General features: G+C 71.2%; 15 protein-coding genes and 2 pseudogenes. 8 read left to right on the top strand and 9 right to left on the bottom strand.

Going from position 1 to position 14,919, the window contains the following annotated elements:
• The 5 genes and pseudogenes from PUR53_RS28130 to PUR53_RS28110 form a co-directional block, all read right to left on the bottom strand.
• A pseudogene (locus tag PUR53_RS28130) lies at positions 1-268 on the bottom strand (hypothetical protein); the annotation flags it as partial.
• Positions 269-364: 96 nt separating this feature from the next.
• Positions 365-1,618, bottom strand: a complete 1,254-nt coding sequence (locus PUR53_RS28125) for an FAD-dependent oxidoreductase (protein WP_329897855.1) — start codon at positions 1,616-1,618, stop codon at positions 365-367.
• Positions 1,619-1,635: 17 nt separating this feature from the next.
• Positions 1,636-2,277, bottom strand: coding sequence for a maleylpyruvate isomerase family mycothiol-dependent enzyme (locus PUR53_RS28120; RefSeq protein ID WP_329910071.1), 642 nt, complete (start codon positions 2,275-2,277; stop codon positions 1,636-1,638).
• On the bottom strand, positions 2,274-3,110 hold the full coding sequence (locus PUR53_RS28115; RefSeq protein ID WP_329897857.1) for a fumarylacetoacetate hydrolase family protein: 837 nt from the start codon (positions 3,108-3,110) through the stop codon (positions 2,274-2,276). Before PUR53_RS28115 ends, PUR53_RS28120 begins: the two co-directional genes overlap by 4 nt.
• A complete protein-coding gene (locus tag PUR53_RS28110) occupies positions 3,107-4,261 on the bottom strand; it encodes a cupin domain-containing protein (protein ID WP_329910070.1) in 1,155 nt (384 codons plus the stop codon). The genes PUR53_RS28115 and PUR53_RS28110 overlap by 4 nt, the downstream gene beginning before the upstream one ends.
• A gap of 89 nt (positions 4,262-4,350) precedes the next feature.
• On the opposite strand from PUR53_RS28110, the gene PUR53_RS28105 reads away from it, so the two are divergent.
• Positions 4,351-5,100 carry an IclR family transcriptional regulator gene (locus PUR53_RS28105; protein ID WP_329910069.1) on the top strand — a complete coding sequence of 250 codons (750 nt, stop codon included), beginning with the start codon at positions 4,351-4,353 and terminating at the stop codon, positions 5,098-5,100.
• A 43-nt stretch (positions 5,101-5,143) separates the two neighbouring features.
• Here the strand turns inward: PUR53_RS28105 and PUR53_RS28100 are convergent, their stop codons facing one another.
• The 3 genes and pseudogenes from PUR53_RS28100 to PUR53_RS28090 form a co-directional block, all read right to left on the bottom strand.
• Positions 5,144-5,521 (bottom strand): DUF805 domain-containing protein, encoded by a 378-nt coding sequence (locus PUR53_RS28100; RefSeq protein WP_329897860.1) that lies wholly within the window; start codon positions 5,519-5,521, stop codon positions 5,144-5,146.
• Between the two features lie 119 nt (positions 5,522-5,640).
• Positions 5,641-6,290: pseudogene (locus tag PUR53_RS28095) on the bottom strand (alpha/beta hydrolase).
• 71 nt (positions 6,291-6,361) lie between these two features.
• Positions 6,362-7,036 carry an SDR family NAD(P)-dependent oxidoreductase gene (locus PUR53_RS28090; protein ID WP_329897861.1) on the bottom strand — a complete coding sequence of 225 codons (675 nt, stop codon included), beginning with the start codon at positions 7,034-7,036 and terminating at the stop codon, positions 6,362-6,364.
• Between the two features lie 147 nt (positions 7,037-7,183).
• Between PUR53_RS28090 and PUR53_RS28085 the strand changes: the two genes are divergently transcribed.
• The 7 genes from PUR53_RS28085 to PUR53_RS28055 all read left to right on the top strand — a co-directional run bounded on the left by PUR53_RS28085 (position 7,184) and on the right by PUR53_RS28055 (position 14,374).
• A complete protein-coding gene (locus PUR53_RS28085; protein WP_329910068.1) occupies positions 7,184-7,930 on the top strand; it encodes a TetR/AcrR family transcriptional regulator in 747 nt (248 codons plus the stop codon).
• A gap of 154 nt (positions 7,931-8,084) precedes the next feature.
• Positions 8,085-9,524 carry a C4-dicarboxylate transporter DctA gene (gene dctA / locus PUR53_RS28080; protein WP_329910067.1) on the top strand — a complete coding sequence of 480 codons (1,440 nt, stop codon included), beginning with the start codon at positions 8,085-8,087 and terminating at the stop codon, positions 9,522-9,524.
• Positions 9,524-10,675 carry a glycerate kinase gene (locus PUR53_RS28075; RefSeq protein WP_329910066.1) on the top strand — a complete coding sequence of 384 codons (1,152 nt, stop codon included), beginning with the start codon at positions 9,524-9,526 and terminating at the stop codon, positions 10,673-10,675. Before dctA ends, PUR53_RS28075 begins: the two co-directional genes overlap by 1 nt.
• Before the next feature lie 41 nt (positions 10,676-10,716).
• The gene (locus PUR53_RS28070) at positions 10,717-11,616 is read left to right on the top strand and encodes a LysR family transcriptional regulator (RefSeq protein WP_329897865.1); all 900 of its coding nucleotides are present in this window, start codon (positions 10,717-10,719) and stop codon (positions 11,614-11,616) included.
• 112 nt (positions 11,617-11,728) lie between these two features.
• The gene (locus tag PUR53_RS28065) at positions 11,729-12,823 is read left to right on the top strand and encodes a tartrate dehydrogenase (protein WP_329897866.1); all 1,095 of its coding nucleotides are present in this window, start codon (positions 11,729-11,731) and stop codon (positions 12,821-12,823) included.
• 122 nt (positions 12,824-12,945) lie between these two features.
• Positions 12,946-13,104, top strand: a complete 159-nt coding sequence (locus PUR53_RS28060; RefSeq protein WP_329897867.1) for a CocE/NonD family hydrolase C-terminal non-catalytic domain-containing protein — start codon at positions 12,946-12,948, stop codon at positions 13,102-13,104.
• A 118-nt stretch (positions 13,105-13,222) separates the two neighbouring features.
• Positions 13,223-14,374 (top strand): acyl-CoA dehydrogenase family protein, encoded by a 1,152-nt coding sequence (locus tag PUR53_RS28055; protein ID WP_329910065.1) that lies wholly within the window; start codon positions 13,223-13,225, stop codon positions 14,372-14,374.
• Between the two features lie 20 nt (positions 14,375-14,394).
• Here PUR53_RS28055 and PUR53_RS28050 read toward each other — a convergent pair whose 3' ends face one another.
• Positions 14,395-14,919: a PaaI family thioesterase gene (locus PUR53_RS28050; protein WP_329897869.1), complete on the bottom strand. Its 525-nt coding sequence runs from the start codon at positions 14,917-14,919 to the stop codon at positions 14,395-14,397.

Raw genomic sequence — 14,919 nt, 5'->3', positions numbered from 1 at the left:
GGAACTCCCGGTAGCGGTAGTCGTAGGACAGCACGCCCTCGGTGCTCACACAGACGCCGATTGCCTCCGGGAACCCCTCGGTGACCGGCCCGGCGGTCCAGGACGAGGTCGGGTGCGGCGGCAGCTGGGACGCCGACAGGAGCGTGGGCGCGGCGGCCTTCGACGCGGCGCCCGCGGCCGGCGCCATGAGGACCGTGCCGACCGCGAGGGCGGCGACGGTGAGGGCGGCGACGGCGAGTGCGGTGAGAGCGCTGGTTCGGATGCGCATGGACATGGGTTCGACGCCCGATCGAGCACCCTGGAACCATCTCACCCATCTGACCTGCAGATACTGGGGTGCCTGGGATGCCGTCCCGGGCCGCCGCTACCTCCGTCCGATGTCGCGCGGCAGGTCCGGCAACTGATTCGGGGTCAGCGCCGTCGGGCCGTAGACCCAGTCGGTGTAGGCGTAGTCGTACGGGTCGCGCGAGCGCAGCAGAACGTTGCGCCGCAGCCGCTCGATGCCGTCGAGGTGCCACAGCCTGCCCCACGCACGTGCGGTGAGGACCACCCGTCGGCAGTGTTCGGCGCGGACGGCTTCGTAGGCGGTGAGCGCCGTCTCCCAGTCGACTCCGGAGGAGTGCCCGGTGCGCTGCCGGCGTCCGGCACGCACGTGTTCGGCCAGGACCCAGCCGTCCTCGATGGCCATGACGGCGCCCTGTGCCATGTACTGCAGCGGGGGATGCGCGGCGTCACCGAGCAGTGCGATCCGGCCGGTCACCCAGTCCGGGATCGGATCGCGGTCGTACATACGCCACCAGCGGTCACGCCACATCAGCGGCAGCCCCTCGTGGATCTGGGCACACGTTCCCTCGAAGGCCCGGTCGAGCTCATCCGGGGTGCCCCAGTCCTCCTCGCCGGCCACCGCCTTGGGCGACTCGAAGACGGCGACCTGGTTGAACATCTCGCCGCCGCGCAGCGGGTACTGCACGAAGTGGCAGCGCGGGCCGACGTAGACCACGACGTCCTTCTCGTGCACCTCGTGGGCGCGCACCTGATCGAAGGAGACCGCACCGCGATAGGAGACGTAGGCCGAGTTCACCAACTCGTCGGCCACGACGAGCGGGCGGGCCACCGAGTGCAGCCCGTCGGCGGCGATGACGGCCTCGGCCTCGTCGGTCGTGCCGTCGGCGAAGGTGACCCGGGCTCCGAACGGGGTGTTCTCGTACGCGGTGCAGTGGGCGCCGTTGACCAGCTCCACGTCCGCCCGTCGGCACGCGCGCAGGAGGATGCCGTGCAGGTCGCCGCGGTGGATCACCAGGTACGGCGAGCCGTAGCGCCGCTCCAGGTCCGCCAGGTCGAGGAAGGTCAGCTCCTCGGCGTCCAGGGCGTCCTTCATCACGATGCGCTCGGGTACCACGCCCAGTGAGCGGGCCTCGTCGAGGAGCCCGTGGGCGTCGAGGATCCGCGTGCCGTTGGGGGCGAGTTGCAGACCCGCCCCGACCTCGCCGAACTCCGCGGCCCGCTCGTACACGCGCACCCTCAGTCCCTGACGGGTGAGCGCCAACGCCGTGGAGAGCCCGCCGATCCCGCCGCCGACGACCAGGACGTCGGGGCGGGAGGCGTCTGCCGTGTTCATGCCGTTCACCTGGGCGGTCACAGCCACGGTGTCAGGGGTTCGGCGGGGGAGCCGTCGACCGTGGTCACACCCGTGTAGGGGCGGCCCGCCAGATAGGCGGTGATTTCTGCGGGAGCACCGACTACAGAGGGAGTGCTCTCGCCCCGCCTTGCGCCGATGTCGTCGCGCAGGGCGGTGAGGAAGTCCTCCGGCAGATCGGTGAAACGCACGCCGGCGTCGAGGTCGACGGCGTGCACCATGACCTCTCTGCCGCGCAGCCAGGGGATGTCGGAGGCGGGCACCGTGCGTCCCTGCGCGGTGACCACATCGGCGCGCCACTGGGCGTCGGTCAGTCGGGTCATGGCGTCGTGCAGGGTCTGCGCGGACTGCTCGAACCACGCGGTGAGCCGGTCCGCGGGCAGACGCGCTCCCGACTCGATGCCGGCGTTCCGCTGTTCCGGGGACGAGTACATAGGGGTGCGCTCACCGGTGCGCGCCCAGTGCACCAGGTTGCCGAGCGCCTCGGCGTTGCCGGCCAGGTGGGCCACGACGTGCCCCCGGCTCCAGCCGGGCAGCAGCGAGGGCGCGCCGTACGAGGCGTCGTCGTATCCGGCGAGGGCCTTGCGGCACAGGTCGGTGCCTTCGGTGACCCAGGCGAGCGCCGTCCGCAGGTCGGTCATGCCGCTCCCTCGGTGATCACGCGGTTCTCCAGGCGGCCCAGACCGTCGATCTCGGTGACCACGGTGTCGCCCTCCCGCAGGTAGACCTGGGGCTTGCGGGCGTGGCCGACGCCGCCCGGTGTGCCGGTGGCGATGATGTCGCCGGGGTTCAGCCGGATCATCGTGGACACGTACCGCACCAGGTCGACCGGGTCGAAGAGCAGGTCGCCGGTGTTGTCCTGCTGCACCAGCTGTCCGTTCACCTCGCAGCGGATGTCGAGCGCGGGGCGGGGGCCGCCTACCTCGTCCGGTGTCACGAGGTAGGGGCCGAGGGGGGTGGTGGAGTCCCAGTTCTTGCCCTGCAGCCACTCGCGGGTGCGGAACTGCCAGTCGCGGCAGGTGATGTCGTTGAGCACCGTGAAGCCCGCGATCGCCGCCGCGGCCTCCGCCTCGTCGGCACGCCGGACCTGCCGGCCGACGACCACGGTGAGTTCGGCCTCCCAGTCGAACTGCTCGGTCTCGACGGGACGGTGGATGTCGTCGCGGGCGCCGACGAGGGTGTCGGCGAACTTGCTGAAAAGGGTGGGGTATTCCGGCAGGTCGCGGCCCATCTCCTTGATGTGGTTCCGGTAGTTGAGTCCCACGCAGACCACCTTGCCGGGACGCGGCACCAGGGGCGCGAACACCGCGTCGGCGGCGGACAGTACCGTTCCCTCGGTCCGCGCCGCCGCGTCGAGACCGCCGGGCGATGCCAGGACCGCACCCACGTCCGGCAGTCCGAGATCGATGAGTGAGTCGCCCTCGACCCGGACGGCTGCGGTCCGGCCTGCGAGGCGGATGGTGGCGAGCTTCACGCGAGTGTCTCCTCGGTGTGGGTGCGGAACAGGTCGAGCTTGGTGAAGATCGGGGCGTCGCTGAACTGGAACAGGTCCAGCGCTCCGGAGTCCGAGTCCGACGGCGACGCCTGCGACCGGATCGACAGCGGGGTCCACGACGGGACGACGAAGAGGTCGCCACGGGTGACCGACCAGGAGAGGCCGCCCGCGGTCACCTGGCCCGAGCCGTCGAACACCTGGTACACGGACGACCCGGTCTCCCGGCGCGGGGCGGTCTCCGCGCCGCTGCGGATGCGGTGGAACTGCGCGCGGATGGTCGGCAGGACGTCTCCGCCGTGGGTGGGGTCCGTGTAGCGCACCAGTGCGTGGCCGGGCTCGACGGTGCCGGGGTGTCCCGCGCGCTCCAGCTCCAGCTGGTCGGTCAGCGCGGCGTCGGTGTCCGCCCAGCGGTGGCACAGCAGCGGCGTCCCCTCTCCGCGGCCGAGCTGGGAGACCGGCACCAGCCCCGGGTGACCCCACAGCCGCTCGGAGCGCGAACGGTCGGGCGTCGCGTGCTCCTCGTCGGACAGCCGGTCGCGGCCGAAGTCGAAGAACTGCGCCTCGATGCCGTACTGGAAGGGGATGTCGAGACCGTCGATCCAGGCCATGGGCCGGTCCGTGGCGTTGTGGTGAGCGTGCCAGTGCATGCCGGTCTGCGGAAGGAAGTCGCCGCGGCGCATGGGTACCGGGTCGCCCTCCACGACCGTCCACACGCCCTCGCCCTCGACGACGAACCGGAACGCGTTCTGGGAGTGGCGGTGCTCGGGTGCGTCCTCGCCCGGCATCAGGTACTGGATGGCCGCCCACAGGGTCGGCGTGGCGTAGGGCCGGCCGCCCAGGCTCGGGTTGGCCAGGGCCATCGCGCGCCGTTCGCCGCCCCGGCCGACCGGAACCAGGTCGCCGGAGCGGCCGGCCAGGTCGAGCAGCGTCTTCCATTCCCACCGGTGGGGCCGGGCCTTCGAGCGCGGGTGCTCGGGCATCAGGTCCCCGATCCGGGTCCACAACGGCACCAGCAGGGCCTGCTCGAAACCTCGGTACAGGTCTTCGAGCGCGGGAGTCACAGGCGGCTGGTCCGGCCCTTCCTCGGCGATCAGTGAGACGGGGGAGGCCCCGTCGCGGAGTGCGGTCATACGCAGACCGTGCTCCGCGCGGCACCTCCTGGAACAGTGGATTCTGCTCAGCAGAACGCCATGAGAGGGTGGCGGTCATGGTGAGGTCGATGAAGAATCCGCCGTCGTACGGCGTGACGAGCGTGGACCACGCTCTGCAGCTGGCGGTCATTCTGCAGGTCGAAGGGCCCCTCACGGTCTCCGAGGCCGCCCGACGGATCGGAGTGGCCCGTTCCAGCGCCCATCGCCTGCTGTCCACGCTCGTCTACCGCGACTTCGCTGTCCAGGACGAGGACCGCAGCTACCGGGTGGGCCCCGTCCTCGAGATCGCGGCCCAGGCGCACTCGAACGTCTCGGCCCTCCGGGAGGCTGCTCTCGGCCCGCTGCGCGCCCTGGTCGACACCGTCGACGAGACCGCGAACCTGAGCATTCGCACCGGCCGCACCGCGCGGTTCGTCGCCTCGGTCGAGTGCTCCCAGGCGCTGCGGGTGGGGAGCCGTGAGGGCATGGTGTTTCCCGCACACCTGGTGACCGGGGGCCTGGTCATGCTGGCGGCCCTCACCGACGAGGAAGTGGACGCGCTGTACGCGGGCGCTCCCACGAGTCCGTCCGAAGAGCGCCCGGACCTGGACAAGCTGCGCGATGAGCTCCGCGCGGTCCGGCGCAGCGGCGTGGCCCTCAACCTGGAACGCTCCGAACGTGGCCTGGTCGCGCTCGGCCGCGGTGTGACCGACTCCCACGGCAACACGGTCGCCGCGGTGTCGGTGTCCCTGCCGAGCGTGCGCTACGAGCCGGAGCGCGTCCGGGAGCTCGCCGCGGCCCTGGCCACCGCGGCGGAGCGCATACGCGCCGCGCTCTGAGGCATGACGCGCGGCACGGTGTCGGCGGGCCCGCCGGGTGGGCTCAGCCGACGAGGTCGACGACGGCCTTGGGGGAGGGGCCGTACCGGTTGGTCGCCGGGTCGCTGTCCACGGCCATGGTCACGAGGTAGATGACCGGGCCGGCCACGGGGATGAGGGCGACGAGCATCCTCCAGCCCGGCTTGCCGGTGTCGTGCAGGCGGCGGACCGAGACGCTCAACATGGGCACGATGAACGGCAGGAGAAGGACGCTCAGGAGCGGGGTCCCGGCCCCGACGCTGATCCCGGCGACGGCGGCGGTGGCGATCACATAGAGCACTGAGAACCACCAGTACTCCGCGCGCCGGGCACGACCGGAGAACATGGCGTACTTGGTGGTGAGGCACACGCGTGCCGCGTCGGTGAACGACATGCTGGTCATGGCGACTCTTTCAGAGGAATGTCGTGGGGGAACTGATCAGGTGGACAGGTCGGCCGGAGTCGTCGCACGTCCCGTTCGATGCCATGCGGCGGCGACCTCGATACGCGGAGCCGAACATGTCAGCCGCCTCGCACTCCGAGGCCGCGGCGCAGTGCCGCGAGCGTGTCGGTGAGGATGCGTTGGCCCGTCGTCGACTCGGGGATGATGCCCCCGTGCAGAACGCCGGGGTAGAGGGCGAGTTCGGTGGGGACGTCGGCGTGGGAGAGGCGTTGGGCGTAGTCGACGTCCTCGTCACGGAACGCGTCGTACTGGCAGGCGGTGACGAACGCGGGCGGCAGCCCGGACAGATCCTGCGCGCGGGCGGGTGCGGCATACGGAGAGACCTCGGCGGTGCCCCGGCGGCCCTCGCCGAGGTAGCAGTCCCAACTGACCTCGCTGGCACGGCTGTTCCACAGCGGTACGTCGTCGTAGTCCCGCATCGACGGCGTCCGGAGGCGGTCGTCCAGTTCGGCGACGCCCAGGTACTGGAAGCAGAGCGCGGGCCCGCCGCGGTCGCGCGCGAGAAGGGTCACGGCGGCGGCGAGGCCGCCTCCCGTTCCGGCGCGAGCCGGTACTCGACGGAGACCACGACCGTGCCGACCTCGGCGGCGATGCGAGTGGCCTGGGCGTCGAACTGCTCGACGCTGCCCATGATGAACCCGCCGCCGTGGATGTAGAGCAGGCCCGGCAGTAGGTCGTCGCGCTCGGCGGGCGCGTAGACGCAGACCATGACGTCGGGTGCGCCGCCCCGTCCAGTCGAGGTGACTTCATGACCTACCCTGGCTCACTGCCGGTGGGCGGTCAGCGGCTGAAGACGAGTTCGGCCTGGTCGCGCTTGGTGGTGTGCAGGTCCCAGTAGACGGGGGAGATCTCCTCGGGCTGGGCCGTCGGGAACCCGGGGACGGCCGGGGTGCCGATCGAGACGTCGATGCCGACGTGGGCGGCCTGGACGCCGGTGCCGTCGAGTTCCTTGTGCAGGTTCATGACCCAGTTGCGCAGCGCCGCGGCGGCGGCGTTGACGTTGCCGACCTGCGGGACGGGGTCGATGGAGCCCGCGCCCGTGGTGTAGAGCAGAGTGCCCGCGCCGGCCTCCCGCATCGCCGGCAGCACCGCCTTGGTGGCGGCGATCGCCCCGTAGAGCTGGAACTCGATCTCGTGCTGGACGTGGGCCGGTTCGGCCTCGGTGGGCGTGACCAGTGTCGTGGTCAGGGCCGCGACCGGGGAGTACTCCAGGACGTCGATGCCACCGAACCGGGCGGCGGCGTCCTTGAGGGCCTGGGTGAGTGCGTCGCGGTCGAGTACGTCCGCGGGGAACGCGGCGGCGGTGATGCCCTCCGCGGTGAGCTTGTCCACGAGCGTGTCGAGGTTCTCGCGGCTGCGGGAGATCAGGGCGACATCGAAGCCCTGAGTGCCGAAGGTACGGGCTATGGCCAGGCCGAGCTGAGGGCCGGCCCCGATGATGGCGATGCTGGTCATGACGATCCTTTCCGGAGGGGCGAAGAACAGGGAGGGGTATCCGGTAAGACCTATCCGTTTCGCGAGATCGGATAGGCCTTTCCGGTTAACTGGAGCAACCGTACCACTAAAACTGGATAGGGCGATCCGGTTGCTAGACTTCCGCGCATGACCCCTGGTGACCAGCACTCCGACACCCCTACCGGGCAGTCCCTGCGCAGCGACGCCGAGCGCAACAGGGAGCGGATCATCGCCGCCGCCCGTACGGTCTTCGCGCGGGACGGTCTGAATGCCTCCATGGCCTCGGTGGCCCGCGAGGCTGGGGTGGGGATCGCGACCATGTTCCGGCGCTTCCCGACCAAGGCGGAGCTGGTCGACGCGGTCTTCATCGACCGCATGGGCGCCTACGCCGACGCGGTCACCACCGCCCTCGCGGACCCCGACCCCTGGCACGGCTTCGTCGGCTACATCGAGAACGCCTGCGCGATGCAGGCCGCCGACTACGGCTTCGCCGACGTACTGACCACGACCTTCCCCTCCGCCAAGACCCTGGAGCGCCGCCGCAACGAGGCGTACGAGGGCATGGTCGAGCTCATCGGCCGCGCGAAGGCCACCGGCCGCCTCCGGGAGGACTTCGACCCCTCGGACCTGGTGCTGATCCACATGGCCAATGCCGGCGTCGTCAACGCCACCGGCGACGCCGCTCCCGACGCCTGGCGACGCGTCGTCGCCCTGCTGATCCAGTCCTTCGAGGCCCCCGCCCGCGGCCCCCTGCCCCCCTCGCCCGAGCACGAGGCCCTCTACCGGGCCATGCTGCGTCCCGCTTCCACGGGTGCCGCCGCGTCCGGATCAGGTGCGTCGCGTACCGCCCGGGGGGCCGACAAGGAGGGTCCGGGCGGCCCCGCGCCCGAGTGACGCTGACGCCGCCGCCCTGCGCGCCCATCGATAGGCCCGGCCTATACGGGGCATCGATTTTTGGTCGTGGACCCCCTGCCCGGCCCCCGGTTCACTGTGGCGCAAGCTGGCGCGCGCCGATCGGGCTCGGTGTCGCGCGATCAGGGAGGCTGCAATGACGCATACCCCGGGCAACGGACGAGCCGAACAGGCCGTGCGTATCGCGGCGAAGCCGTGGTACCGGCAGTTGTACGTCCAGGTGCTGGTGGCGATCGTGATCGGCATCGTGCTGGGCTGGCGGTGGCCGGATCTGGCCACCGACATGGAGCCGATCGGCACGACGTTCATCACCGCGATGAAGATGCTCATCGGACCGATCGTGTTCCTGACGATCATCGGCGGCATCGCAGGCGTCGCGGACCTGAAGAAGGTCGGACGCACGGGCATCAAGGCGCTGACGTACTTCCAGGTCGGCACCATCGTCGCCCTGCTCACCGGTCTCGTGGCGATCAACCTCTTCCGGCTCGGCGACGGCGTGCACGCCAACCCGTCGACGCTCCAGACCTCGGGCGACGCGAGCCAGTACATCGAACAGGGTGAGCACCAGCACTGGTGGGAGTTCTTCACCGACATCGTGCCGGACAGCTTCTTCGGCCCGTTCGTCGAGGGGAAGATCCTCCAGGTCATCTTCCTGGCCGTCGTCTTCGGCATCGCCGTCAAGCTGGTCGGGAGGACGGGCGAACCGATCATCGCGGCCGTGGGGCGACTGACCGAGGTCGTCTTCAAGGTCCTGTCCTTCGTCATGAAGGCCGCGCCGCTGGGTGCCTTCGGCGCGATGTCGTACGCCATCGGGAAGTTCGGCCTGTCCACGCTGACCAGCCTCGGCTCGCTGATCCTCCTCTTCTACGTCACCTCGGCACTGTTCGTCGTGGTCGTGCTCGGGGGTGTGCTCGCCCTGTACGTGCGGCTGAACATCTTCCAGCTCTTCCGCTACTTCAAGGAGGAGTTCTGGCTGATCCTCGGCACCTCGACCGCCGAGCCCGCGCTGCCCGGGCTGATGCGCAAGATGCAGTTCATGGGGGCGGAGCGGTCCACGGTCGGACTGGTGGTGCCGACCGGCTACAGCTTCAACCTCGACGGCGCGGCGATCTACCTGTCGCTGGCCACCCTCTACATCGCCCAGGCCACCGACACCTCCCTCTCCGTCGGCCAGCAACTCGGGCTCCTGGCCGTCATGTTGCTGACCTCCAAGGGTGCGGCGGGCGTCGCGGGCGGTGGTTTCATCGCGCTCACCGCGACGTTGTCGACGGTCGGTACCGTCCCCGCCGCGGGCATCATGCTCATCTTCGGCATCGACAAGTTCATGTCGGAGTGCCGGGCGCTGGTGAACTTCTTCGGCAATGCCGTGGCCACCTTGTTCATCGCACGGTGGGAGAACGGCCTGGACCTGGAGCGGGCCCGGCTGGTGCTCTCCGGCAAGGCGGGCGAGCCGCCGTTGACCACCGAAGCCGAAGCCGAAGCCGAAGACGCCATCACCGGAGCCGAGGCGGAGGACGAGGACGTCCGGCCGGTCGCCGCGTCCACTGTTCCCAAGGCCGCCCAGGTGACGCCCTGATGGTGTCCGTGCTGGTCGCCCCGGACAAGTTCAAGGGCTCCCTCAGTGCCGACGAGGTGGCCCGTGCCCTGGAGCGCGGGCTGCTGGAAGCCGCCCCCGGGGCCCGGGTCACCCGCCTCCCGCTGGCGGACGGCGGGGAAGGAAGCGTGGCCGCCGCCTGCGCGGGCCGGTTCAGCCCGGAGGAGCTCACGGTGACCGGGCCGACGGGCCGGCCCGTCACGGCCGAACTCGCGGTGCACGGCCGTACCGTCCTCATCGAGGCGGCGGCCGTCTGCGGGCTCGGCGTGCTGCCGGGCGGCCACAAGGCGCCGCTCACGGCCACCAGCAGGGGCGTCGGCCAGGCCCTCCACCACGCACTGGCAGGCGGCGCGGACACGATCGTCCTCGCGCTCGGCGGGGTCGCCACCACCGACGGCGGCGCGGGCCTCCTGCAGTCCCTCGGCGCGCGGCTGGCCCGAGAGGACGGCACGCCGATCGGCCCGGGAGGCGCGGGCCTCGCCGAGCTCCGCACGGCCGACATCGCCGAGGCCCGCGCGGCCCTGGCGGGAGTCGACCTCGTCCTCGCCACCGATGTGGACAACCCACTGCTCGGGACGACGGGCACGGCCGCCGTGTACGGCCCGCAGAAAGGGGCGACCGCGGGCGAGGTGCGGCAACTGGACGACGCGCTCACCGGCTTCGTACGGCGACTGGAAGCGGGCGGAGTCGCGGAAGCGGCACGACACTCCGACGCCCCGGGGGCCGGCGCGGCCGGCGGACTGGGGTACGCCGGGATGCTCCTCGGAGGGCGGACGTGCTCGGGCGCCGACTACTTCCTCACCCTTCTCGGCGCCGATGACCTGCTGGCCGCGAGCGACTTCGTCGTGACCGGCGAAGGCAGCCTCGACGAGCAGTCCCTGTCGGGCAAACTGCCGGTCGCGCTCGCCCGGCGGGCCCGCCGGCTCGGGGTGGCGGTGCACGCGGTGGCCGGCCGCTGCACCCTGCCCGGGGACCGGGCCGCCGCCCATTTCGTTTCCGTGCAGGCCCTGACGGACCTGACCGATCAGGACTGCGCGCGGGACAGCGAACTGTCCGCGCGCCTGCTCGCCCGGTGCGGGCGCAGCCTCGCCGACCGCTGGATCGGACGGGGAGGGACGGAAGCCGACGGGTAGGCTCGCTCCGCCTTCGGACCAGCACAGAGCGGAGAGGTGCCGTGGACGCCCGGCAACTGGAGTACTTCCTGGCCATCGTCGAGCACGGCGGCTTCAGCAAGGCCGCCGCCGCCCTCCATGTCGCCCAGCCGTCGCTGTCGCAGGCGATGGCGAACCTGGAGGCCGATCTCGGGGTGGCTCTCTTCCACCGGGTCGGCCGGGGCGTCGTCCTGAGCGAGGCCGGCCGGGAACTGCTGGAGCCGAGCCGCCGGGTGCTGCGCGACCTGGCCGCCGTACGGGACACCGCCACCGCGCTCGCCGGTCTGCACGGCGGCACGGTCGAAGTCGCCACCATGCCCTCGCCCGGCATCGAACCGCTCACCACGCTCATCCACCGCTTCGCCGACCTGCACCCGGCGGTGACCGTGAGCACGCACGCCGCCTTCACCCCCGACGAAGTGGTCGCGCTGGTCCGCAGTGGCGCCTGCGAGCTGGGCCTCCTCGGCAGCGCGACCCCGGTCCACCCGACCGGCCTCGACGTGTTGCACGTCGAGGACCAGCCGTTCGTGGTCGTCGCCGCGCCCGGCGGGGCGATCGAGGACGACGTCACTCTCCGTCCCCAGGACCTGGCCGGACAGAAACTCATCGCCTCGCGCACGGGCAGCCTGATGCGCCACATCGTCGACGACATCACCGCGGGCGGCACCGGCACGGAGATCGTGACGGTCGTCGACCACCGCACGTCGATCCTGCCGCTGGTCCTGACCGGCGTCGGGATCGCGGTGCTCCCGTCGTCCTGGACCCGGCTGGCCCGCCGCTGCGGGGCGGTCGTGGCACCGCTGGCGCCGACCGCTCACCTCCACGTGGCCATGGTCAGCCTGCCGGCGCACCTCACACCGGCCGCGCGGGCGTTCCTCGCCCTGACCAGGTCGTTGGCCGGTCGGCGAACCCCGGCCGCCTGACGCGGAATCGATCGGCTCCGCCTATACGTGCCATCGAAAGCAGGTCTTGGACGCACCACCGCGCCGCTGTGTTGACTCGAACCGACCGCACGACAGCGAGCCGGAGGCACCCATGACAGCCGCACCCCGCACGTTCCGCATCGCCGCCATCCCCGCCGACGGGGTGGGCAAGGAGGTCGTCGCCGCCGGCCGGGCCGTCCTGGACGCGCTGGCCGACGGCTCCCGGAACTCGGCGGACCCCTTCGCCTTCGCCTGGGAGGAGTTCCCCTGGGGCTGCGAGTTCTACGAGCGCACCGGCAAGATGATCGACGACGACGGTCTGGAGCGGCTGAAGGACTTCGACGCCATCTACTTCGGCGCCGTCGGCTGGCCCACCGTCCCCGACCACATCAGCCTGTGGGGCCTGCGCCTGAAGATCTGCCAGAACTTCGACCAGTGGGCCAACGTCCGCCCCGTGCACTTCCTGCCGGGCGTCCAGAGCCCGCTGCGCAAGGCCGACGACACGGACCTCGACTGGGTCGTCGTCCGAGAGAACAGCGAGGGCGAGTACGCGGGCCTCGGCGGCCGCAACCTCGGCGGGCGTGGACCGGGCGGTGAAGTCGCCGTCCAGTCGGCGCTGTTCACCGAGGTCGGCTGCGAACGCATCATGCGGTTCGCCTTCGACCTGGCCCGTACGCGCAGCCGCCGCAAGGTCTCCTCGGTGACCAAGAGCAACGCGCAGCAGTACGGCATGGTGCTGTGGGACGACGTCTTCAAGCGGGTCGCGCTCGACTACCCGGACGTGGAGACGGAGAGCGTGCTGGTGGACGCGATGTCGGCGAAGTTCGTCCTGCGCCCCGAGGACCTGTCGGTCGTCGTCGCCTCGAACCTGAACGCGGACATCCTCTCCGACCTCGGCAGCGCGCTGGCGGGCAGCCTGGGCCTGGCGGCGAGCGCCAACCTCAACCCCGAGCGCCGCTTCCCCAGCATGTTCGAGCCGGTCCACGGCTCCGCCCCGGACATCGCCGGGCAGGGCCTGGCCAACCCCATCGGCGCGGTCGGCAGCGCCGCGCTGATGCTGGAGCACTTCGGCCTGCCGGACCAGGCGGCCCGCCTCCAGAAGGCGATCGAGACGACGACCGCGGCGGGCGTCCTCACCCGCGACGTCGGCGGCACGGCCACGACGGAGGACGTGACCAAGGCCCTGATCGACGCCCTCGGTGTCTGACCGAACAGGACCCGTACCGGGCGGTGCCCGCGGCCGGAGGCGTGGCCCGTGGACTCGCGGCGCGTGGCACGCAATTTCGCCGAAGGACTTCTCCGTCTGGACCCCACATCGCCCGTCACCAGGTGCGGACCGTACGCGTACGGCTGGACGCCTGCGCGCACGAGGTGAAGGCCGGACACCGGATACGTCTGCTGATCGCCGGCGGCTCCCACCCACGGTACGCACGCAACGAGGGCACCGGTGCGGTGTCCCGCGTGATCCTGCCGACGATGACCGGGTGAGGCCCTCGGCCGACAGCAGGCCGATCTCGCCGCGGGCGAGGGGGTACTCGCGAGAGCCTCATCCGTTAACATAGAATAATTAGATAGATGAATAGCCTAGTGGTGGCGAGGAGTGGCCGTGGATTTCGGGCTGACCGACGAGCAGGACCTGTTGCGCGCGACGGCACGGCAGTTCGTGGCCGACGTGTGCCCGGCCGAGAAGGCCAAGCAGTGGGACGAGGACGGCGTCGTACCGCCCGAACTGTTCCGGGGCATGGCGGAGCTGGGCTGGTTCGCCCTCCCGTTCGACGAGGAGGAGGGCGGAGACGGCGGCGGGCCGCTCGAACTCATCCTGATCGCCGAGGAGTTGGGCCGCGCCAGTTTCGACGTCGCCATGTGCTACATCGGCGTGCTCATCCCCGGGATCACGGTGTTCCGGTGGGGCGACGAGGCGCAGCGCGACTTCATCCGCCAGGAGGTGATGACGGGGCGCCACCGGCTCGCCGTCGGCCTCAGTGAGCCGGACAGCGGGTCCGACGCCGCCGCGCTGCGCACCACCGCCGAGGACCACGGCAACCACTTCCTCGTGCGGGGCCAGAAGGCGTGGTGCACCGGCGGTGGCCTGCCCGACACGACCATCGCCACGTACGTGCGGACCGGGCCCCGCGAGCCCAAGCACGGAGGCATCAGCCTGTTGCTCGTCGACCCCTCCACGCAGGGTGTCGAGGTACGCAGGACGCCGACGCTCGCCCGGCACATCCTCGGCACCAATGAGGTCTTCTTCAATGACGCCCTGGTCCCGAAGGAGAACCTCGTCGGCCCGCGCGACGAAGGCTGGAAGGTCATGCTCTCCAACATCGAGCTGGAGAAGGTGATCATCAGCGGTGGCTATCTGGGCGCCGCCCAGTCGACCCTGGACGAGATGCTGGAGTACGCCCGCACCCGGCACGCCTTCGGCCGGCCGATCGGCAACTTCCAGGCGCTCGCCCACGCCATGGCCGACCTGCAGACCGAGATCGACTCCGCCCGGCTGCTCGCCTACCGCGCCGCCTGGCTGCTCTCCCAGGGCAGACCGTGCACGCGGGAGGGCTCGATGGCGAAGCTGAAGGGGTCGGAGACCTATGTGGCGGCCGCCCGGCTCGGGATGCAGGTCCTCGCGGGGCACGGCTTCTCGACGGAGAGCGTGATGAGCTTCCGGTACCGGGAGTCGATCGTGGCCACCATCTCCGGCGGCACGAGCCAGATCCAGCGCAACGGCATCGCCCGCAGCATGGGACTGCGCTCCTACTGACACCCGGCCCGCGCCACCGGCTACTGGCCCTCGGCGTCGGCGCGTTGACCGGCGAGCCACTCCTCGTGACGGGCGAAGTGGCCCCGGTCGCGGGTCACCCAGATCCCGGACGCCCGGGCCAGCACCGCGCGCGTCGGCAGCAGCACCATCTCGCCCGCGATGTACCAGCGGGAGCCCTCGCGCCGCTCGACCCAGGCCCGGACCTCCAGCGGATGTTCCACCGGCACCGGCTTGACGAAGCTCACGGTCAGTTCCGCCGTCACGCTCAACACCCGGTGCAGCAGCGGGAGATGACCGAGGCAGTCGTCCAGCACAGCCGCCGTCCAGCCGCCGTGCGCCACATCGGGGCCACCCTCCTGGTCCCGCGGGCAGGCGAGCCCGAACCAGGCCACGCCGTCCTCGTCGAGCCGCTCACGCTCCACCCCGAGCCGGCAGGATCCGGCGGCGCGGCACGCACCGCACAGGGCCACCCCGCCGGGCGTGCGGGGCGGCTCCTGGAAGTCCGCCCCGGCCCACTGCCCGGTCCCGGGCGTCGTGCTCGACAT

It is taken from the genome of Streptomyces sp. SP18BB07 (assembly GCF_036322545.1).
Classification (GTDB): Bacteria; Actinomycetota; Actinomycetes; order Streptomycetales; family Streptomycetaceae; genus Streptomyces; species Streptomyces deccanensis.
The sequence above is the reverse complement of the archived record's forward strand: the minus strand, read 5'-3'. Positions and strand labels throughout refer to the sequence as shown.

Bases quoted from the DNA above. Each gene is read 5' to 3' on its own strand.
- PUR53_RS28120 (WP_329910071.1), bottom strand. From the start codon at position 2,277: ATGACCGACCTGCGGACGGCGCTCGCCTGGGTCACCGAAGGCACCGAC.
- PUR53_RS28050 (WP_329897869.1), bottom strand. From the start codon at position 14,919: ATGTCGAGCACGACGCCCGGGACCGGGCAGTGGGCCGGGGCGGACTTC.
- PUR53_RS28075 (WP_329910066.1), top strand. From the start codon at position 9,524: ATGGTGTCCGTGCTGGTCGCCCCGGACAAGTTCAAGGGCTCCCTCAGT.
- dctA (WP_329910067.1), top strand. From the start codon at position 8,085: ATGACGCATACCCCGGGCAACGGACGAGCCGAACAGGCCGTGCGTATC.
- PUR53_RS28105 (WP_329910069.1), top strand. From the start codon at position 4,351: ATGAAGAATCCGCCGTCGTACGGCGTGACGAGCGTGGACCACGCTCTG.
- PUR53_RS28110 (WP_329910070.1), bottom strand. From the start codon at position 4,261: ATGACCGCACTCCGCGACGGGGCCTCCCCCGTCTCACTGATCGCCGAG.
- PUR53_RS28125 (WP_329897855.1), bottom strand. From the start codon at position 1,618: ATGAACACGGCAGACGCCTCCCGCCCCGACGTCCTGGTCGTCGGCGGC.
- PUR53_RS28090 (WP_329897861.1), bottom strand. From the start codon at position 7,036: ATGACCAGCATCGCCATCATCGGGGCCGGCCCTCAGCTCGGCCTGGCC.
- PUR53_RS28100 (WP_329897860.1), bottom strand. From the start codon at position 5,521: ATGACCAGCATGTCGTTCACCGACGCGGCACGCGTGTGCCTCACCACC.
- PUR53_RS28065 (WP_329897866.1), top strand. From the start codon at position 11,729: ATGACAGCCGCACCCCGCACGTTCCGCATCGCCGCCATCCCCGCCGAC.
- PUR53_RS28085 (WP_329910068.1), top strand. From the start codon at position 7,184: ATGACCCCTGGTGACCAGCACTCCGACACCCCTACCGGGCAGTCCCTG.